The 19,945-nt window shown below is 66.2% G+C and carries 18 protein-coding genes; 7 read left to right on the forward strand and 11 right to left on the reverse strand.

What is annotated here, in order from left to right; translation table 11 throughout:
• Window positions 1–4: 4 nt before the first annotated feature.
• The 3 genes from M1D93_RS14390 (at window position 5) to M1D93_RS14400 (ending at window position 3,745) form a co-directional block, all read left to right on the forward strand.
• Entirely contained in the window at window positions 5–685 is a 681-nt protein-coding gene (locus M1D93_RS14390) for a FadR/GntR family transcriptional regulator (RefSeq protein WP_461172156.1), read from the forward strand.
• 123 nt (window positions 686–808) lie between these two features.
• Entirely contained in the window at window positions 809–2,026 is a 1,218-nt protein-coding gene (locus M1D93_RS14395; protein WP_461172157.1) for an AI-2E family transporter, read from the forward strand.
• Window positions 2,027–2,539: 513 nt separating this feature from the next.
• Window positions 2,540–3,745, forward strand: coding sequence for an IS30 family transposase (locus M1D93_RS14400; RefSeq protein ID WP_461174915.1), 1,206 nt, complete (start codon window positions 2,540–2,542; stop codon window positions 3,743–3,745).
• 68 nt (window positions 3,746–3,813) lie between these two features.
• Here the strand turns inward: M1D93_RS14400 and M1D93_RS14405 are convergent, their stop codons facing one another.
• On the reverse strand, window positions 3,814–4,350 hold the full coding sequence (locus M1D93_RS14405) for a hypothetical protein (RefSeq protein ID WP_461172158.1): 537 nt from the start codon (window positions 4,348–4,350) through the stop codon (window positions 3,814–3,816).
• 153 nt (window positions 4,351–4,503) lie between these two features.
• On the opposite strand from M1D93_RS14405, the gene M1D93_RS14410 reads away from it, so the two are divergent.
• Genes M1D93_RS14410 through M1D93_RS14420 form a run of 3 tightly spaced genes read left to right on the forward strand, consistent with a single transcriptional unit; the run spans window position 4,504 to window position 6,965 of the window.
• Window positions 4,504–4,794, forward strand: coding sequence for a hypothetical protein (locus tag M1D93_RS14410; RefSeq protein ID WP_461172159.1), 291 nt, complete (start codon window positions 4,504–4,506; stop codon window positions 4,792–4,794).
• Window positions 4,795–4,797: 3 nt separating this feature from the next.
• Window positions 4,798–5,625, forward strand: a complete 828-nt coding sequence (locus M1D93_RS14415) for a DUF1206 domain-containing protein (RefSeq protein ID WP_461172160.1) — start codon at window positions 4,798–4,800, stop codon at window positions 5,623–5,625.
• A gap of 29 nt (window positions 5,626–5,654) precedes the next feature.
• A complete protein-coding gene (locus M1D93_RS14420; RefSeq protein WP_461172161.1) occupies window positions 5,655–6,965 on the forward strand; it encodes an SRPBCC family protein in 1,311 nt (436 codons plus the stop codon).
• 78 nt (window positions 6,966–7,043) lie between these two features.
• Here the strand turns inward: M1D93_RS14420 and M1D93_RS14425 are convergent, their stop codons facing one another.
• The 5 genes from M1D93_RS14425 to M1D93_RS14445 form a co-directional block, all read right to left on the reverse strand.
• Window positions 7,044–8,510: an FAD-dependent oxidoreductase gene (locus tag M1D93_RS14425; RefSeq protein WP_461172162.1), complete on the reverse strand. Its 1,467-nt coding sequence runs from the start codon at window positions 8,508–8,510 to the stop codon at window positions 7,044–7,046.
• A gap of 100 nt (window positions 8,511–8,610) precedes the next feature.
• Window positions 8,611–9,867 (reverse strand): uroporphyrinogen-III C-methyltransferase, encoded by a 1,257-nt coding sequence (cobA, locus tag M1D93_RS14430; protein WP_461172163.1) that lies wholly within the window; start codon window positions 9,865–9,867, stop codon window positions 8,611–8,613.
• Window positions 9,868–10,121: 254 nt separating this feature from the next.
• The gene (locus tag M1D93_RS14435; RefSeq protein WP_461172164.1) at window positions 10,122–11,069 is read right to left on the reverse strand and encodes an ABC transporter permease; all 948 of its coding nucleotides are present in this window, start codon (window positions 11,067–11,069) and stop codon (window positions 10,122–10,124) included.
• A complete protein-coding gene (locus M1D93_RS14440) occupies window positions 11,059–11,784 on the reverse strand; it encodes an ABC transporter ATP-binding protein (RefSeq protein WP_461172165.1) in 726 nt (241 codons plus the stop codon). Before M1D93_RS14440 ends, M1D93_RS14435 begins: the two co-directional genes overlap by 11 nt.
• Before the next feature lie 27 nt (window positions 11,785–11,811).
• Window positions 11,812–12,951 (reverse strand): ABC transporter substrate-binding protein, encoded by a 1,140-nt coding sequence (locus tag M1D93_RS14445; RefSeq protein ID WP_461175025.1) that lies wholly within the window; start codon window positions 12,949–12,951, stop codon window positions 11,812–11,814.
• A gap of 330 nt (window positions 12,952–13,281) precedes the next feature.
• Here M1D93_RS14445 and M1D93_RS14450 point away from each other — a divergent pair, with 330 nt between their 5' ends.
• Window positions 13,282–13,689: an Hpt domain-containing protein gene (locus tag M1D93_RS14450; RefSeq protein WP_461172166.1), complete on the forward strand. Its 408-nt coding sequence runs from the start codon at window positions 13,282–13,284 to the stop codon at window positions 13,687–13,689.
• A 39-nt stretch (window positions 13,690–13,728) separates the two neighbouring features.
• Here the strand turns inward: M1D93_RS14450 and M1D93_RS14455 are convergent, their stop codons facing one another.
• The 5 genes from M1D93_RS14455 to M1D93_RS14475 form a co-directional block, all read right to left on the reverse strand.
• Window positions 13,729–14,895: an RtcB family protein gene (locus tag M1D93_RS14455; RefSeq protein ID WP_461172167.1), complete on the reverse strand. Its 1,167-nt coding sequence runs from the start codon at window positions 14,893–14,895 to the stop codon at window positions 13,729–13,731.
• 147 nt (window positions 14,896–15,042) lie between these two features.
• Window positions 15,043–16,458: a sulfate adenylyltransferase subunit 1 gene (locus M1D93_RS14460; protein WP_461172168.1), complete on the reverse strand. Its 1,416-nt coding sequence runs from the start codon at window positions 16,456–16,458 to the stop codon at window positions 15,043–15,045.
• Window positions 16,458–17,405 (reverse strand): sulfate adenylyltransferase subunit CysD, encoded by a 948-nt coding sequence (gene cysD, locus M1D93_RS14465; protein ID WP_461172169.1) that lies wholly within the window; start codon window positions 17,403–17,405, stop codon window positions 16,458–16,460. The genes M1D93_RS14460 and cysD overlap by 1 nt, the downstream gene beginning before the upstream one ends.
• Window positions 17,402–18,193, reverse strand: coding sequence for a phosphoadenylyl-sulfate reductase (locus tag M1D93_RS14470; protein WP_461172170.1), 792 nt, complete (start codon window positions 18,191–18,193; stop codon window positions 17,402–17,404). Before M1D93_RS14470 ends, cysD begins: the two co-directional genes overlap by 4 nt.
• Window positions 18,193–19,938 (reverse strand): nitrite/sulfite reductase, encoded by a 1,746-nt coding sequence (locus M1D93_RS14475; RefSeq protein ID WP_461172171.1) that lies wholly within the window; start codon window positions 19,936–19,938, stop codon window positions 18,193–18,195. The genes M1D93_RS14470 and M1D93_RS14475 overlap by 1 nt, the downstream gene beginning before the upstream one ends.
• Between the last annotated feature and the right edge of the window lie 7 nt (window positions 19,939–19,945).

Raw genomic sequence — 19,945 nt, forward strand, 5'->3', positions numbered from 1 at the left:
CGCCGTGGCACTGAGCCCCTCACACCGCCCGCCGCTCGCGGACGAAGTCACAGCGAAGCTGCGGACCATGATCCAGTCCGGCGAGTGGCCCCTCCACCAGCGCATCCCCTCGGAAACAGGACTGATGACTGACCTGGGCGTTTCGCGGGGTACCCTCCGCGAAGCAATCAAAGCACTCGCCCACAGCGGCATGCTGGAAGTCCGCCGCGGTGATGGCACGTACGTCCGCGCCACGAGCGAGATTTCCGGTGCGGCCCGCCGCATGTACGAGGACCACACCGAGGCGCACATCCTGGAAGTCCGGCTCGGGCTGGACACCCAGGCGGCCCGACTGGCGGCGCGGAACGCAACGGCCGACGACGTCGCCGCCCTGCGCGCCCTCCTCACCGACCGGAATGAAGCCTGGAACGCGGAGGACTACCAGGCCTGGGCCCGGGCGGACTGGGGCTTCCACGAGCGGGTGGCCCAGGCATCGGGCAATCCCCTGCTGCACGGGCTGTACGTCAGCTTCGGTGCCGTTGTCCAGGAAGATCTGGCCAGACAACTGCGCCGGCCGGGATTCGTCGGACTCCAGCACGAGGGGCACGACCTCCTGCTGGCAGCGATTGAGCGCCGGAACGAGGACGCCGCCGTCGCCACCGTCAACGCAAACCTGAACTCCTGCGCCGAGTGGCTCGCCGCATAGTCCGTTTTTTGCTTCGGGGTTTCACGCTTCCCAAATCGGTCAGTAGGCTTACTATCTGAGAAAGGTAGTATCCCTGCCGCGTATGCACTGCGCCAGGGCACCCGCCGAGATATAGGAGTCCCCATGGCGCGAGCAATACGCGTGACCGACCACGGGCCGGACAGCGACACCCCGCAGCCGGCACCTGCCGCCGGCTCAGCCTTGCAGCAGCAGGGCCCGGCAACCGCCGCCAGGAAACAGGAACCCAAGCCGCCCGGCGCACTGTGGGCAGACGGGCTGGGCAGGGTGGGCATCCGCTCAGCACAGATCCTGCTGATCCTGACAGTCGCTGTGGTGTCGGTCTATGCCCTGATGCAGATCAAGCTCCTGGTGATTCCGATCTTGATCGCACTCATCCTGGCGGCGGCCATCGGCCCCTTCGTAAATATGCTTCGCCGTCGCGGGCTGCGCGGCGGACTGGCAACCGGCATCGCGTTCATCGGGCTGCTGCTGGTGCTGGGTGGCGTTGGCACAGTTATCTACTACTCCGTCCGCAACCAGTGGGGCGAACTGGCCCAGCAGGCGGCATCCGGGCTGGACGAGCTGGAGAGGTTCCTGCTCACCGGCCCCATTCCCCTGGAGCAGGAGCAACTGGACCAGGCCCGCGAGGGCATCGTGCAGTTCGCCACCAGCAGCCAGGTCCGCTCCGGCGCCATCACCGGACTGTCCGTGGTGACCGAGTTCATCGCCGGCGCCAGCCTCGTGATCATCATCCTGTTCTTCTTCCTGAAGGACGGGGCCAAGATCTGGAATTTCTTCCTCCGCCCCTTCAAGGGGGAACGCGAGGCCAAACTGCGCCGGGTGGGCAGGCGTACCCTTGAGGTGCTCGGCGGTTACGTCCGCGGCACGGCGATCGTGGCATTGGTGGACACTGTAGCCATTGGTGCCGCACTACTGATCCTGCAGGTTCCGCTGGCCATCCCCCTGGCACTCATCGTCTTCATCGGCGCCTTCGTCCCGCTGGTGGGCGCCACTGTTGCCGGCATCCTGGCCGCCCTGGTGGCACTGGTGGCCAACGGTCCCGTGGTGGCGTTGATCGTGGTGGGCGTGGTCATCGCCGTCAACCAGCTTGAAGGTGACCTCCTGCAGCCGATCGTTATGGGCAAGTCGCTGCAGCTCCATGCGCTTGTGATCCTCATGGCGTTGACCGCCGGAACCATCCTGGCCGGCATCGTAGGTGCGGTGCTTTCCGTGCCGCTGGCCGCCGTCGTCTGGGCCATCATCCAGGTGTGGACGGCGGAGGACCCGAACCTTGAGGACATGAACCCGGACCTGCCCCCGCCCAACAGCCAGCCGGTCTAGGCGCGGCCTGCCTTAGCAAGGCCAGACACAGACGTCGACGGCCGGTCACCTTTTCTTGAGTTCTAGCGGTCGTTGCAACACCCATAGATTTTGGGAGTTGCAACGACCGTGCCGCATTTAAGCGATGTTTCAGCGGAGTCCCGGAAGTACACGAGATCGACTGTCCAGCAGAGGGAAGAGTTCTTCCGGGTCTTTGACCGACTTGGAAGTGCGACATTGGCCGCGGCAGAACTGGGTTTGAACCGGAACAGCTGCTATCAGTGGCTCCGAAAGGCTGGCCTCACTTCCGCGAACACCGCATCAGCCCGGCAGGCAGCCAGAGCCAAATACACGCCCGAACAGAAACGGGAGTTCTTGTCCGTTCTCGAGCGGGAAGGGAGCGTGACTGTTGCCGCAGCTGAGATCAGCCTGAATGTAAACACCGCATTCCGCTGGGCACGCGAGGCGGGCATTTCCAGCCAACCGGTGAGTCATCGCAGGCGGGTGGAGTACCTACGCTTACGGGATCAAGGCCTGAGCCGGCGCGATGCGGTCAAGGCTCTGGGCGTTCCCCGCAGCAGTGCCCGGGAGTGGGAGCTTGGGGTGAGGAAATCCGGTGGTCGACGCATTTATCCAGCTGGACAGAGAATGCACTACAACCATGATGTGGATTCTTCGACACTTCCTGCCATCCCCGACAAAAGGCAGCAGACCCGGCCTGTATCGATCTCGGTGCTTGAACGGCCCATTGACCCGAGGTTTCTGTCTCTGCAAGAACGCGAAACCATCCGGGACCTGAACGCCGCTGGGGCCTCGCTGCGTTCAATCGCGGCAGTGTTGCAGCGATCGCCGTCGACCGTTAGCCGGGAAATCGCCCGTAACGGCCACCCGGGCGTTGGTTACCAGCCGTATGCCGCGCAACGTCAAGCTGCCTCACGCCGCGCCCGGCCCAAGACCGCGAAACTGGCTGGTGAATCGGACTTGAGCAACTACGTGAAAGAGAAACTGCTCCTACGCTGGTCTCCAGAGCAGATCAGCCACACGCTGGTCGAAGATTTCCCCGAACTGCCGGAGATGCGTGTGTGCCCAGAGACGATCTATCAAGCCCTCTACGTCCAGGCCCGAGGCGGACTCAAACGCGAAGTCCAGGCAGCCCTGCGCACCGGCCGGACCCGCCGCAAACCCCATAACACCGGCGAACAGCGAATCTCCCGCTTCACGGATCCCATGGTCATGATCTCCGAACGACCGCCCGAGGTCGAGGACCGTGCCGTCCCCGGCCACTGGGAAGGCGACCTGATCACCGGGACACTAAACCAGTCCGCCATCGCAACCCTGGTTGAACGCACCACCCGGTACGTGATGCTCGTGCACCTGCCCGCAGACCACACCGCTGAAACCGTCCGCGATGGCCTCGTCAAGACCATGGCCACCCTGCCAGCACACCTGCGCGGCTCACTGACCTGGGACCAAGGCGCCGAAATGGCCGGACACCGATCCTTCACCCTGGCCACCGACATGCCCGTCTACTTCTGCGACCCCGCAAGCCCCTGGCAACGCGGCTCGAACGAGAACACCAACGGGCTGCTGCGCCAGTACTTCCCCAATGGCACCGACCTGTCCGCCTACGGGCCCGAAGACCTCGAGCACGTCGCGCAGGAACTCAACGGCCGCCCACGCAAAACGCTCGGCTGGAAAACCCCAGCCGAGCGTTTACGTGATTTACTACTAACCACCTAACCAGCAGGTGTTGCAACGACCCCTAGAAACCGCCCTGCTTGCCGGACCGTCGTTTTGCGCGGGATGCGTTAGCGCTGCAGACCCGTGAAGACGTTCTTGGGACGCTGCATCTCGCCATGCTTGGCACCGAGGATGACCACCAGGCCCGCGAAGGCGGGAATGACCCACTGCAGCATCTTGAGCTGCTGCTGGGCAGCCTTCAGCTCGTCGGAAGCATCGGGGCGCGGCTCGGTGGCACCTGCAGCACCCTCACCCGACAGCTTTTCAACCTTCTTGCCCAGGATCCCGGAGTAGAGGGTCACCGCTGCACCTACCACCGTCACCGCCGTCTTGATCACGGTGTCCCTGGCCACGCCGTCCTGCTTGGCGATGCGCTCCTTGTTCTCCCAGGCGATGGCGAGGTCCGCCACCAGGTGCGAGGCAAAGGCTGCCGTCTGGAACGGTGCCCATTTCATCCATCCTGCGCTGGAGAGCCGGGTGCGCTCGGACGGGTCCTTGGCCGCCGCCGCTGCACCGTTCAGGCCGATGGCACCCATCAAAGATCCACCGAACCACGCTGCTGCCGTCAGATCGTGAACTGACCGGGCAATGAGATTTCCTGCCATGATGTGCATTCCTAACGTTGAACTGGTTGAGATGCCGCGCCTGCGGACTTCACTTACTGTGTCCCATCGAGGTCATGGTCCGCCTATGGTAAGCACACTTACTAATGTTACGAAAGACCGTCTTGCTCGGGCGGACCGCGTAATATCGTCGCCATGGGAATTACAGGCAGTTTGTTCGGCTGGGCCTTCGGTGACCCCGCCCGTGAAAATGACGACGGCTACGTGAAAGGGCTTCAGCGCGAGGCATTCGGGAACGCCCGGGACACCGCGAAAGCCAAAGGAGTGGCCGTTGTGGCCGGCTCGGAGGTCTTCACGGTGTTGAGCGCGGACGATACCTTGGTGGAGCTGGACAACGCCCCCGGAAAGCTCGTGGTCCGCTGCACGGTCCATGTCGAGGGACCCGGCGCGGAGAAGATCCGAGCCGAAGGACCGATGAACGGCTGACCCATGTCGGACAGCGACTCCACCATCAGCCAGGCCGCGGACGCCGTCGAGGAGGCCTCCAACCACCCCGCCCTGGACGTCCTCGCCCGGACGGGGTTCGCCGTGATGGCCCTGCTGCACGTCATTATCGGTGCCATTGCCATCGCGGTGGCCTTCGGCCAGCCCGGTGAGGCGGAACCTACGGGTGCCATCGAGCAACTGGCCGCCAACCCCTGGGGTCCGGCAGTGATGTGGGCCTGTGTCGCAGCCTGTGTCGGTTTGGGGCTGTGGCAGGCGAGCGAAGCCACCTTGCGCGCCCGCCGCCTGCCCCCCAAGGAACGGGTGTCCAAGCTGATCTCATCGGGCTTCCTGGCCGTCGCCTACACCAGCGTGGGGTTGAGCTTTGGCGGTTTTGCCGTGGGGCTGCGGGGGGATTCGAGTGAGAGCACCAAGGACTTCAGCGCCTCGCTGATGGCCACACCGCTGGGACTGTGGGCGTTGGTGGCGCTGGGCCTGACCATCATCGGGATCGGCATCTACTTTGTCTTCAAGGGCGTGCGGCGCGGGTTCAAGGAAGAGCTCTTCCACTTTGACGGCACCCGGCGCGGGCGGCTCATCGACACCTTGGGCGTCACCGGCCACATCTCCAAAGGCGCCGCCCTGGGCCTCACCGGACTGCTCTTTGTGATTGCTGCCTCCAAGCACAATCCGGAGGAGTCCACAGGACTGGACGGGGGCCTTAAAGCCCTCCGCGACCACCCGTTCGGCCCCTATGTGCTGGTCGCCATTGGTGCAGGATTCATTGCTTACGGGATCTTCGCCCTGATCAGGTCCCGGTTCGGACGCATGTAGTTTCCCCCGGATGTGGGTAGGAAGGAAGCATGACGCACCACGTGCTGACGGACCAGACAGCCGACGGCGGCCGGCCGCGGAACGTTGCCCCTGCGGTCACGGACACCGCGGGCCGGGCTTTTGCCGCCCTGTTCCGGCTCCTCAAAATGGTCCGCCCTGACCGTCCAATTCATCCCAAGGGCATCGGATTGGCCGGAGAAATGACCAGGACCGGGAACTCCGGCGAACCGAGCGGCCTGGACTGGCTGGACGCTCCCGGGATTGACCCTGTGACGGCCCGGTTTTCACGTTCGGCAGGCTTGCCTGAGAAGCTGCCGGACGTCCTTGGCCTGGCGCTCCGGGTGACGCCTTCCCGCAGCGGCGCTCCAGGTATTTTGTTCGACGACGGCCCGGACGCCAGCGGCGGCCCGGACGACGGCGGTTCTGGGGGCGGCGGTGCTGCGGACGTCCTGTTTGCCTCCACCGGCTGGCAGCTTCCCGGCAGGTTCCTGCTCCAGCCCCGGCTCGACGTCGCCTCGGCCACCCTCACCACATTGATGCCCTACCGGGGCCGGAAGGGTCCCGTGCTGCTGGGGCTACGGAGCTTAAGCCTGCCGGCGGGGTCGGTCACCGATGGTGAGTGGGTACTGGGGCTGTATTGGGCCAAGCCTGCGGGCCCGTGGCGGCAGTGCGGCGAACTGCGGCTGCGCGCCTCCCCTCAGCCGGCCGATACTCCCCTGCGCTTCAATCCGCTCGAGAACCAACTACCCGGCGCACAGACCTATGCGTGGACCCGCCGCCTGCGGGAGCGCTCGTACCAGGCGGCGCAGCAACCCCCGCCGTCCGCCGTCGCGCATTCTGCCGCCGCTCCCCCTCCGGAGGGAAACCACACCAGCCCAGCCATCCCAGAAAGGAACACCATGTCCACCGTGTCCCAGCTGTTCAACACCCCTGCCGCCGACGTCTGGCGGGTCATTGCCGACGGCTGGCTGTACTCCGGCTGGGTTGTGGGCGCGTCCCGGATCCGCGCCGTGGACGACACCTGGCCCCAGGCTGGATCCCGCCTGCATCACTCCGTAGGCGCCTGGCCGCTGGTCATCAACGACAGCACCCGGGTGACCGCCGTCGAACCCGGCAAGTCCCTGGAACTGGTGGCCCGTGGCTGGCCCATGGGCGAAGCGAAGATCATCATCACGCTTGAGGACCGGAGCGACCAATGCCTGGTCACCATCGCCGAAGACGCCATCCGCGGGCCGGGCAAGAAGGTGCCCAAAATCATGCGGGACCCGATGATCACCATGCGGAACCGCGAGACGCTCAAGCGCCTGGAGCTGATGGCGGCCGGCGGGGCCGGGAAGTAGCGCCGCCCGGGTTAATGCAGGAGGCCGGCAGCGCGGGAACATCCCTGCTGCCGGCCTTGTGCCGTTGGAGCTTGTTCCTTAGACCTGCGCGGCGACGCCGTCGCGGGAAATGGCCACCATGTCCTCGCGCGGCACCACCTTGATGCGCTCACGCTTGACCTCAACGCCGTGCGAGCCGCCGGCTTCGGTGGCAGCTGCGCCCAGGGCGAGCTCGTGGGCGTCCAGTGCCAGCCAGCCTTCCCAGCTGGTGAACTTCACGCCGCGGGCATCGAGCAGGTCGACGACGGCGTCAGCCTCGGGAACGGCAGCCACCGGAAGGTTTTCGCGGTCTTCCAGCAGGTAGGTCACGGTCTCCAGGGCATCGCCCTTGGTGTGGCCGATCAGGCCGACCGGTCCGCGCTTGATCCAGCCGGTGGCGTAGATGCCCGGCACGTGGGTGCCGGCGGCATCCAGGACGCGGCCGCCGTCGTTCGGGATAACACCCTTCGTGTGGTCGAACTCGATCTCCGGCAGGGCCGAACCGAAGTAGCCGATGGCGCGGTACACGGCCTGGACCGGGTAGTCCACGAACTCGCCGGTGCCGCGGGCGTTGCCCGTGCCGTCCAGCTCGGTGCGCTCGAACTTGATGCCGGCAACCTTGCCCGGCGTCTCGGCGTCGTCGTAGATTTCCACCGGGCTGTGCAGGAAGTGCAGGTGCAGGCGGCGGGAAGCCTTGAGCTCTGAGAGGTCCTCAGGCTGCTCGGCGATCCAGTTGGTGAGCGTGCCCACCATGGTCTTGGTCTGGTTGTTCGTCTGGATCTGGCGGTCGGATTCCTCGTCGAACTCGAAGTCCTCCGGGTAAAGGATGATGTCCACGTCCTTGGAGTGGGACAGCTCGCGCAGTTCCAGCGGGGTGAACTTGACCTGGGCGGGGCCGCGGCGGCCGAAGACGTGCACGTCGGTGACCGGCGAAGCCTTCAGGCCGGCGTAGACATTGTCCGGGATTTCGGAAACCAGCAGGTCGTCGGCGTGCTTGGACAGGACGCGGGCCACGTCCAGGGCCACGTTGCCGTTGCCGATCACGGCGATTTCCTTGGCCTCCAGCGGCCATTCGCGCGGGACGTCCGGGTGGCCGTCGTACCAGGAGACGAAGTCGGCGCCGCCGTAGGAGCCGTCCAGTTCGATGCCGGGGATGTTCAGGTCGGCGTCCTTGATGGCGCCGGTGGCGAAGATGACGGCGTCGTAGTGGGTGCGGAGGTCCTCGATGGTGAGGTCCGTGCCGTAGTCCACGTTGCCGAAGAAGCGGATGTCGCCGCGGTCCAGGACCTTGTGCAGGGCGTTGACGATGCCCTTGATGCGGGGGTGGTCCGGGGCCACGCCGTAGCGGATCAGGCCGTAGGGTGCCGGGTAGCGGTCAAAGAGGTCGATGCTCACGGTCAGCTCGCCGCTCTTGACGGCTTCGCTCTTGGTGAGGATGTCCGCGGCGTAAACGCCTGCGGGGCCGGAGCCCACGACGGCGACGCGCAGCGGGCGTTCGGCAGAACCTACGGTGGTGCTTGATGACACGGCTGTGTTCCTTATCTTCGTTCCGTCCCAACTAGGTCGCACTAACTGTCGTTTTGAGGGCTCATAACGACACTTGGCGCTACCCGGTTGGGTTGGTGGGCTAGGTAGTGAGGACGCGGGGCTTGTTCGGGGTGATGGTGCTGTAGTCAGCGGTTTTGAAGTGCGACGGCGCGAACGGGCTCACGCGCACCACGTCACCGATGACAATAACTGCCGGGTTCGCGACGCCGGCGGCTTCCGCCTGGTCCGCGATGGAACCAAGCGTGCCGATGGTGACGCGCTGGTTCGGCAAATAGCCGTTTTCAACAATACCAACCGGGGTGTCACCGGGCAGACCGGCTTTGCCCAGGGCGGACGCCGATTCACGCAACTGGCCTACGCCCATCAGCAGGACAACGGTGTGGTCCGGGCGGGCCGGAACTTCGGAGAGTTCCTCGTGGCCGGTCACTACGCTGAAGCCCTTGGCCAGGCCGCGGTGCGTGACAGGGATGCCGGCGGCAGCGGGAACGGAAATCGCGGAGGTGACGCCGGAGACCACTTCAACCTCGACGCCGTGCTGCCGGCAGTACTCGGCTTCCTCGCCGCCGCGGCCCAGGACGTACGGGTCGCCGCCCTTGAGACGGACCACGCGGTGGCCTTTCAGGGCTTCTTCGACGAGGATCCGGTTGATTTCTGACTGCGGCACGGGGTGGTGGCCGGGGGTCTTGCCCACCTCGATGACGCGGACGTCGGGGGCCAGTTCGTTCAGGAGTTCGCGCGGGCCCAGGCGGTCCGCGACAACAACGTCGGCCTGGCCGAGGAGCCGGCGGCCGCGGACGGTGATCAGGCCGGTGTCGCCGGGACCGCCGCCTACCAGGGCAACGCTTCCAGCAGACGCCCGGCGGCGGCGCAGCGGCAGGTCTCCGGTTTCAAGCGCGGTGGCGACGGCGTCGCGGACAGCCATGGCGCGGCGGGGGTCTCCCCCGGCGTTGACGGCAATCTTGACGTCATCCACCTCGGCGACGGCGGGGGTCCACGCGGCGGAGGCTTCATGGTCGGAGGCGTTGACGCACCAGATGCGCTGCGCCTCAGCGTCGGCAGAGACCTGGGCGTCCACAGCGGAATCGCCGGTGGCCGTCTGGACGAACCAGACGCCGTCGACATCGGAGGAAGCGTAGGCGCGCGGCTCCCAGCTGAGGAGCCCGGCGTCGGCGAGCTCCCGGAGCGCGGCGGAGGCAACCGGTGCCACGACGGTGACCCGGGCACCGGCGTCGAGCAGGCCCTTGGCGCGGCGCGCGGCCACGGGGCCACCGCCGACCACCAGCACGGGGCGGCCGAGCAACCGCAGCGCTGTGGGGTAAATATCCTGAATTGCCATGAATCAACGGTAGGGCCGCGTCACAATGGCCAACAAAGGCCGAGCAACACCAGTTCACGTAAGGTAACGCTGCGTCACATACCGGTTGGCCGCCGTCGAGGGGGACATTGGCAGGCGGTGGAGCCGGAACTGACACAATCAACGGCGTGTCCGTGCCAACGTGCCCCGGTTGGGTACTGGCAGGAGCGGAAACACAGCAAAGCCCGACGGCGGGAGTCGCCGTCGGGCTTGGCTTGGGTTCTGCGTGGTGCCGGCTACCGGGTGCTGCCGGAGAGCAGGCCGCGGCTGCGCAGGAGGCGCTTCTCCGCCGGCGCGAACACCAGCAGCTCAATCAGGATGCCGACGGCGAGGATCAGCAGGATTGCCGACATCACCACGGTCATGTCGGACAGGATGCGGCCCTGGTCCAGCAAGGAGCCCAGGCCGAAGCCGATGGTTCCGCCTACGGCGATGATTTCCGCGGCCATGAGTGAGCGCCAGGAGAAAGCCCAGCCCTGCTTGAGCCCGCCCAAATATCCGGGCAGGGCGGCGGGAAGGATGATCTGCAGCGCCATTTCCAAACGGGAGGCGCCCAAGACGGTTCCCACCCGCCGGTACTGCGGCGGGATCTGGTCCACTCCGGAAATGAGTCCGTTGATGATGGACGGAATGGCGCCCATAAAGATAACGAAGTACACGGTGGCGTCGGTGAGGCCGAACCAGATGATGGCGGCAGGCACCCAGGCCACCGACGGCAGCACCTGGAGGCCGGAGATCAGCGGGCCGAAAGCACGGCGCAGCGGCGCAACCTGGGCCAGCAGCAGGCCCACCGGGGTAGCGATGGCCACGCTGATCACGAAGCCCACCAGCCCCCGCTGCATGGAGGTCCAGACGGCTTCCTGAAGTTTGCCCTCATTCCAGAGCACACCCATCTGGGTCACAACGTCCAGGGGGCCGGGCACCAGATCGCGGCGCTTCACACCGAGGGAGACGTAGAACTGCCAGATGAGAACCAGGACCACCAGAGCCGCGATGGGCAGGAGCACACGGCTCCAGTCGATCCGGTGCTTGCGGTCTGCATCAGACTGCAGCGAGTCAAGGCCGGATTCCAGTTCCCGCAGGTCCTCCTTGCCGGTAGAGGTGCGGGTCAGGGCAGCGTGAACGTGCCGGGTTTCCGTGGGTTCTGCAGGCGCTTCCACGAGGGGGATCTGGTTACTTGGCATGGCGGCGAATCTCCTCACGCAGCCGGGCGGTGATTACCCCGGTCAGCTGGCCGGCAAGCCCGGCGTCGGTTCGGTGTTCTTCGGTGACTGCCCATTCCTGGACAACGCGGCCGGGGCGCGAGGACAGCAGCAGCACACGCTGTCCCAGGCGCACGGCTTCGCGGACGTTGTGGGTCACGAAGACAATGGTGCGGCCGGTTTCCTTCCAGATGCGCTCGAGCTCGTCGTGCAACAGGTCGCGCGTGATGGCGTCCAGGGCGGCGAAAGGCTCGTCCATCAGGAGCAGCTGCCGGTCCTGCGCCAGCGACCGGGCCAGGGCCACGCGCTGGCGCATGCCGCCGGACAGCTCGTGCGGGCGCTTGTCCCCCGCAGTGCCAAGGTGCACCAGTTCAAGGAGCTCCTGCGCCTTGGCTTTGCGCTCGGCCTTGCCGACGCCCCGCAGCTTCAGGGCCAGCTCGATGTTTTCCCGGGCGGTGAGCCAGGGGAACAGGGCGGCGTCCTGGAACATAAAGGCGGCACCGTCGCTGGGCACTTCGAGGGCGCCCGACGTCGGTGCCTCCAGTCCCGCCATGATGTTCAGCAGGGTGGATTTGCCGCAGCCGGAGGCACCGAGGAGGGCGACGAACTCGCCCTTGCCGATGTTGGCGTTGACGTCGTCCAGTACCGGGGCGCCGTCGCCGAAGCGCTTGCCCAGGTGTTCCAGTACGACTGGCATGGTGCCGTCCTTAGGTAGTGGGGTGGATCAGTCCTGGCCGAGGCTGGCTGATGAAATCTTGGTGGTGCTGCCCGCAGCGGCGTTGACCTCATTGAGCGAGCGGAGATCGAAGAGGCCGTTGATGTCGGCCTGCTTGGTGGTGCCGGCCTCCACCCCGTCCTGCAGCAGCCGCGGATAGCTTCCGGCCAGCGGGTCGAGGGTGAACGTGATGTTGGCGAGGGACCGTGCCAGGACGTCGTCGGCCAGGGCTGCGCCTGCCGACTCCTGCAGGGCCGCGTTGATGACCGAAGCCTTCTGATCGTCCGGCGCCTCGTTCAGCCAGGCGACCGACTTCGCGTGGCCCGCCAGCAGTGCCTTTACTGTGTCCGGGTGGTCGGCAGCGAACTTCTGGTTCACTATCAGGACCGTCGTGGGGAACTCGCCCGGCTTGCCGGTGCTGCTGCCGTCCCACAGGTCCTTTTCATCCACCAGCACCTTCGCTCCGGCGGTCAGCACCAAACGTGAGGCCCACGGCTCAGGGAGCCACGCGCCGTCGAGCTTTCCGTCCTGGAACAGCTTCAGCGTCTGGGCGTTCTCGGTGGGATTGATGGCCACATCCCCGCTGCCGTCCACGTTGGTTTTGTACCCCTGGTCCAACAGCCAGGAGCGGAGGGCGACATCCTGGGTCCCGCCGAGCTGCGGCGACGCAAGGGTCTTGCCCTTGAGGTCCGCCGCGGAGCTGATCCCGGGCTTAACCACCAGTTGGGCACCACCCGCGGCCGCACCGGCGATGATGTTCACCGACTCGCCCTGGCTTTTGACGAAGGAGTTGATCGCGGGGTTGGGGCCGATGTAGGCAGCATCAATGGCGCCCGCATTCAGCGCCTCGATGGCCGCCGGCCCGGCGTTGAAAGTTTCAGTGCTCAGGGCTGTTTCACCCAGGGCTTCGGCCAGGAAGCCTTCCTTGACGCCGACAAGCGCGGGCGCATGCGTGACGTTGCCAAAATATCCCAGCTTCAAGGCAGCCGCGGGCGTAGGCTCCACAGCCTGCGCCTCAGTGTTGCGGGACACGGTGGATCCCACCACCGCCCCCACCACAATGAGCAGGACCAGCCCAACAGCCAGGGCAGCCTCAATGGCACGCTTGCGCTTGGGAACCGCGCTTTCGCCTGCCACGATGCGGGTCATCCCGGGCTTGGAACTAGTCATTGTTTCACCATAGGGAGTGGCTGAAAGCCGTTCAATGAAGCGGAAACGGGGGGTCACGCAGGTTCATTTGGCGTCATATTTCGACGACGGCTTCCCACCACTTGCGAACCGCAGCGCCGGGCGCCGCAGAAACGAGTACACACTACTCGTGCCTTAGCAATCCCGTGCCCGTAGCCTCCATTGAAAGTCCTGCTGGGGAGGGTGCGGGTGATCCAACGGTCAGGGGAAGGTCATGGCAATCGAGCTGCGCGGGGGCCTGGTGCGTCACGGGGCGCTACAGTTCCCGCGGCCCCCTTGCGGGGCCCGGCCGTGACTGACGAAGGCTACGCGCCCCTCCTTGATCCGGCCGTGCTGGAGAGGCTTCGCGAGGAGCTGGATGACGATGATGGTGTCTGGAAGGTATTCGTGCAGAACTTCATCGGGTACCTGCCCGAACGGACTGAGCGGCTGCGGCAGACCCTGACAACCGGGGACTATAAAGGAGCTATGGACGCGGTGCTCAGCCTCAAGACATCCAGCCAGATGGTGGGCGCTGAACGCCTTGCGGACATGGCCCTGGACCTGGAGCGGGCCCTTCGGAACGAAACCCGCGAGACTGAACCGGCGGTTGCGCTGCCCCGGCTGGCCGCGGAGCACCTTCGACGGATCAAGCAGTGCAGCCGCCAGACAACATACCTGCTGCAGGCCACACTCAAGCAGAAACCGGACTTCAGCTGACAATCCCGGCGCAGGCCACGGCGCCGCACGTCCAGCCGATCAGTTGCCTTTGACGTTGATCAGCTGCCGTAGTTTGTGCCGGACCGTGACGAGGTCGGCGGCGTCCTGCATCACCTGGTCGATCGATTTGTAGGCAGCGGGAATCTCGTCGATAAACGCCTCGGATGCTCGGAACTCGATGCCCCGCATGGCCTTTTTCAATTCCTCGAGCGTAAAAGTCCTGCGGGCAGCGTTGCGGGAGTACTCCCGGCCTGCCCCGTGCGGTGAAGAGTTCAGGGATGCCGGGTTTCCACGTCCTTCCACCACGTACGACGCCGTCCCCATGGATCCGGGAATGAGTCCGGGATCGCCTGGCGCAGCTTTGATGGCGCCCTTCCGGGACACCCAAAGGGACTTGCCGTAGTGCGTCTCCTGCTGGGTGAAGTTGTGGTGGCAGTTAATCCGCTCGCGTTCCTGCACCCGGCCACCCACCCAGTTGCCGAATTGGGTGCTGACCCGGTCCATCATCTCCTCCCGGTTCAGCAGGGCGAAGTGCTGGGCCCAGCGGAGCTCCGCGATGTACCGGTCGAACTGCGGCGTGCCCTCGTCGAGGTAGGCAAGGTCCGGGTGGGGCAGGTAGATCTGGTTCTTGCGGGAGACGTGCTGGGCGACGCCGATGTGGTGCTGGGCAATCTTGTTGCCAATGCCGCGCGAGCCGGAGTGCAGGAACAGCCACACGTCGTCGGCCTCGTCCGCGCAGACTTCGATGAAGTGGTTGCCCGAGCCCAGGGAGCCCAGCTGCAACTCCCACTTTGCAACGTACTGCGCGGGGTTGAAGCCCGCCTTTGCCGCCAGTCGCTTCAGTTCCGCGATCCGGGGTTCGGCGGTGGGGAGCACTTTTTTGTTGTTGTGCCCGGCGGACAGCGGAATCACACGTTCGATGTCTTCGCGGAGCTTTTTGCGGTCCTTCGGCAGGTCCTTCAGCGAGTACTGGGTCCGGACGGCGATCATGCCACAGCCGATGTCCACCCCCACGGCCGCCGGGATGATTGCGTGCAGCGTGGGGATGACCGAACCCACCGTGGCACCCTTACCGAGGTGCGCGTCGGGCATGAGCGCCAGATGCGGATAGATGAACGGCAGCGTGGACGTCATCACGGCCTGCTCCCGCGTTTGGCCGTCAAGGATCGAAGCCCAGTTGAGCAGCCTGCTGTTGATGGTCTCCATGCCTCGCCTCCTACCCGGAATACGAAACGGCGAAACCACCGCCGGCAAGCCGGGGCGTTAGGTCCCGAAACCGCGGGGTCGCCGGAACGCACCGAGGTCGCCGGAAAAATACGGCGACCTCGAATGCTTCCGGCGAACCCGGCGACCTCAGATGCTGTAGCGCTCGTCCTCGTGGTCGCCCGGGTGGTCTTTGACCAGGCCGGCGGCCAGCGTGTTGCCGTCCAGCGGGTCGATCACCAGGAACGCACCGGTGCGGCGGTGGTGCAGGTAGTTCTCCAGCGGCAGCGGCGTGGCGAGCCGGAGCTGCGCGTGGCCGATGTCGTTCAGTTCCAGCGTGGAGGCCGGCTCCAGCTTGAAGGACGCCAGGTCCAGCTTGCCGCCGACGTTGCGCACCAGGGCCTGGACGGTGCGGGTGCCATGCTTAACCAGCACTTTCTGCCCCTCGCGCAGCGGCTTGGGGGACAGCCAGCACAGCGACGCGTACAGGTCCGCCGAAGCTTCGCGGACGGTGCCGGCAGCGGCGATGGTGTCGCCGCGGGCGACGTCGAATTCCTCGGCCAGGCGGATGGCCACGGACTGCGGCGCGGCGGCTTCCTCCAGCGAGGCGCCGGCGAAGTCGATGCCCACCACCGTCGTGGTGCGGGGGTCCTGGCCGGGAGTCAGGACGGAGACCTTATCCCCCACCTTGACCGAACCTTCGGTGATCTGGCCGGCGTACGCGCGGTAGTCGCGGTACGCCTCCACATCGAGGCCGGCGGCGACGGCGTCGGGAGCCAGGGCGCCCTGCGGCCGAATGACCAGCTGCACCGGGAAGCGGAAGCTCTCCAGGTGGCTTTCCAGTTCGTCGGCGGCCGGGAGGGTTTCGAGCACCTCAAGCAGCGCAGGCCCGGTGTACCAGGGGGTACGCTCGGAGCGCTCCACCACGTTGTCGCCGTCGAGCGCGGACACGGGTACCACCAGCAGGTCGGTGATGCCGTCGGAACCCAGGCCCAGCTCGCGGCCTACCTGCTGCACGTCGGCTTCGATCTCGCGGAACACGGACTCGCTGAAGTCCACCAGGTCAATCTTGTTCACGGCCACAATCACATGCGCCACGCGCAGCAACTGCAGCACGGACAGGTGCCGGCGGGTCTGCTCCAGGACACCCTTGCGGGCGTCAATGAGTACGACGACGGCATCCGCCGTGGACGCGCCCGTCACCGTGTTCTTGGTGTACTGAACGTGCCCGGGGCAGTCGGCCAGGATGAAGCTGCGGCGGTCGGTGGCGAAGTAGCGGTAGGCCACGTCGATGGTGATGCCCTGTTCGCGCTCGGCGCGCAGGCCGTCGGTCAGCAGGGCGAGGTCGATGCCGCCCTTCTCCCCGCCGAAGCCGCGGTCGGCCGAGGTGCGGGCAACGGCGTCGAGCGTGTCAGCCAGGATGGCCTTGGAATCGTGAAGGAGGCGGCCCACCAGGGTGGACTTGCCGTCGTCGACCGATCCTGCAGTGGCGAACCGGAAGAGCGTCGTTGGAAGGGCCGTCTCGAGGCCGCCGGCCGCGCCAGACAAAACTGTGTCGGTGCTCATTAGAAATACCCGTCCTTCTTGCGGTCTTCCATGGCTGCCTCGGAGATGCGGTCATCTGCACGGGTGGCGCCACGTTCGGTCAGGGTGGAGGCCGCGACTTCAACCACGACGTCGGCAACCGTGTACGCGTCCGACTCCACGGCGCCGGTGCAGGACATGTCCCCCACGGTGCGGTAGCGGACGGTCTTGGTGATGACGTCCTCGTGCGGCAGCGGCTGTGACACTTCGCCTACCGCCCGCCACATGCCGTCGCGGGCGAAGACCTCGCGCTCGTGGGCGTAGTACAGGCCAGGCAGCTCGATGTTCTCGCGCTCGATGTAGCGCCAGATGTCCAGCTCAGTCCAGTTGCTGATGGGGAACGCGCGGACGTGCTGGCCCACGGTGTGGCGGCCGTTGTACAGGTTCCACAGCTCGGGACGCTGGTTGCGCGGGTCCCACTGGCCGAACTCGTCGCGCAGGCTCAGGATGCGCTCCTTGGCGCGGGCCTTGTCCTCGTCACGGCGGCCGCCGCCGAACACGGCGTCGAACTTGTTCTGCTGGATGGCGTCCAGCAGCGGGACCGTCTGCAGCGGGTTGCGGGTGCCGTCGGCACGCTCGGCCAGTTCGCCGCGGTCGATGAACTCCTGCACGGAACCGACCACGAGCTTCAGGCCCAGGCGCTCAACGGTGCGGTCGCGGAAGTCGATGACCTCCGGGAAGTTGTGGCCGGTGTCCACGTGCAGCACGGGGAAAGGAACCTTACCCGGCCAGAATGCCTTGGTGGCCAGGTGCAGCATCACCACGGAGTCCTTGCCGCCGGAGAACAGCAGCGCGGGCTTCTCGAACTCGGCAACAACCTCGCGGATGATGTGGATGGCCTCGGACTCGAGGGTGTCCAGGCTGCTCAATCGGGTGGAGACGGCGGAGTCGGTCACCTGGGTAGTCTCCTCGGTTAGGAAAGTGCTCATACGTGTAGTCCGCATTCTGTCTTGTCGGAGCCTGCCCAGCGGCCGGCACGAGGGTCGTCGCCCGGCGCCACCTTCCGGGTGCAGGGCTGGCAGCCAATGGAGGGGTAGCCCTGGGAAAGCAGCGGGTTGACGGGCAGGAGGTTGTCGTCCGAGTACTGGACCAGCTGGTCGAACGTCCACGCAGCCACCGGGTTCACCTTGACCAGGCCGTTGGCTTCGTCCCAGGTCACCAGCGGGGTGTTGGTACGGGTGGGGGCCTCATCGCGGCGCACGCCCGTGAACCACACCTCGTAGCCGGACAGGGTGCGGCGCAGCGGGGCCACCTTGCGAAGGGCGCAGCACTGGGCGGCATCGCGGGCAAAGAGGTCCTTGCCCAGGAGCCGGTCCTGCTGCTCCACGGTGTTCTCGGGGAGCACGTCCACCACGTTGACGCGGAGGTTTGCGGCCACCTCGTCGCGCGTGGCGTAGGTTTCCGGGAAGTGGTAACCGGTCTCCAGGAAGAGGACGTCGACGCCGGGCAGCTGGTCCGCGACCAGGGCGGGCAGGACGGCGTCGGCCATGGAGCAGGCGACGGCGACCGCGGGCAGGTCGAAGTTGCGCTCCACCCAGGCGATCACATCGCGGGCCGGGGCGTCCCAGCCGAGCTCGGCGGCGCCGGCCTCGGCGAGGGCCTTCAGCTCTTCCTTGCTGCGGAGCGTGGGGGCGGTGGTTGCCACCGTCGCTTCAACCCGGGCTGATGCCTCAGCCGGCGCAACCACGGGGTCTACTCCAAGTGCGTGCTTACTCATTACTGGAGTGCCTCCTCGTCTGCTGCGTGGGCCCACTCGGCGAAGGTCTGGCCCTCGGCGCGCTGGGCCACGAACGTGCGGACAACGCGCTCCACGTAGTCGGGCAGGTCGTCGACGTACACCTTGAGGCCGCGGACAGTGCGTCCCAGGCCTGCTTCCTCGCGCTCGTTGGAAGCCAGCCCGCCGCCCAGGTGGACCTGGAAACCCGGGGAGGGGTCGCCGTCGGGCGTGGGAAGCATCATGCCTTTGAGGCCGATGTCCGCGGTCTGGATGCGGGCGCAGGAGTTGGGGCAGCCGTTGATGTGCAGGGACAGCGCGTGCGGCAGTTCACCGGATTCGGTGAGGTCGGCCAGGCGGCGTTCCAGTTCGGCCACGGCGGTGGCGGCCGTGTGCTTGGTCTCCACGATGGCCAGCTTGCAGTATTCGATGCCGGTGCACGCTATGGTCCCGCGGCGGAACACGGACGGGCGGGCGGACAGGCCCAGCGCATCCAGCTCGGCCACCAGGGGCTCAACCTGGTCCTTCGCAACGTCCAGGACCACCAGCTTCTGGTGCGGCGTGGTGCGCAGTCGGTAGGAGCCGCGCGCCTCGAGGGTGTCGGCCAGTTTGACAAGGGCTGCGCCGGACAGGCGGCCGGCCAGCGGGGTGGCGCCGATGAAGAACTTGCCGTCCTTCTGCTCGTGTACGCCGATGTGGTCACCCGGGGTGGTGGGCTTGGGCGCGGCGGGACCGTCGGCCAGCTTGTAGCCCAAGTACTCGTCCTCGAGGATCTGGCGGAACTTCTCCGGACCCCAGTCCGCCATCAGGAATTTCAGGCGGGCCTTGGTTCGCATGCGCCGGTAGCCGTAGTCACGGAAGATGCTGGTGACGCCGAGCCACACATCCGCGGCCTGCTCCGGCGTCACAAAGGCGCCCAGGCGCTTGCCGAGCATCGGGTTGGTGGACAGCGCGCCGCCGGCCCAGAGGTCGTAGCCGATGCCCAGTTCGGGGTGGCGGACACCCACAAGGGCGAAGTCATTGATCTCGTGGACCACGTCCTGGCTGGGGTGGCCGGTGATGGCGGTCTTGTACTTGCGCGGCAGGTTGGACAGCAGTGGGTTGCCGATGAACCGCTCCCCCAGCTCCTCGATGAGCGGGGTGGGGTCGATGATCTCGTCCTTGGCGATGCCGGCCACGGGCGAACCCAGGATGACGCGGGGAACGTCGCCGCAGGCCTCGGTGGTGGACAGGCCAACACCTTCCAGTCGGGTCCAGATCTCGGGGATGTCCTCCACGCGGATCCAGTGCAGCTGGATGTTCTGACGGTCCGTGAGGTCAGCGGAATCCCGCGCGAAATCGACGGAAATCTGGCCGATGACGCGCAGCTGCTCGGTGGTGAGCGCTCCGCCGTCGATCCTCACACGGAGCATGAAGTACTTGTCCTCGAGCTCGTGCGGCTCAAGCGTTGCGGTCTTGCCGCCGTCGATCCCGGGCTTGCGCTGGGTGTACAGGCCCCACCAGCGGAACCGGCCATGCAGGTCCTGGCCGGGGATGGCGTCAAAGCCCTCTTTGCAGTAAATGGACTCGATACGCTCGCGCACGTTAAGGCCGTCGTCTTCCTGTTTCCAGGTTTCGTTGGCGTTCAGGGGCGTTTTGCCGTCCACTTTCCACTGCCCGTGCGGCTTGGCGGCGGGTCGGGAGGGACGGGCCGGGCGCTTCGGGGCGGCGGGGTCCGCGGACGCTCCGGCTAGAGCTGTATCAGTCATGCATCGA

This window comes from Arthrobacter sp. Z1-9 (assembly GCF_054792695.1).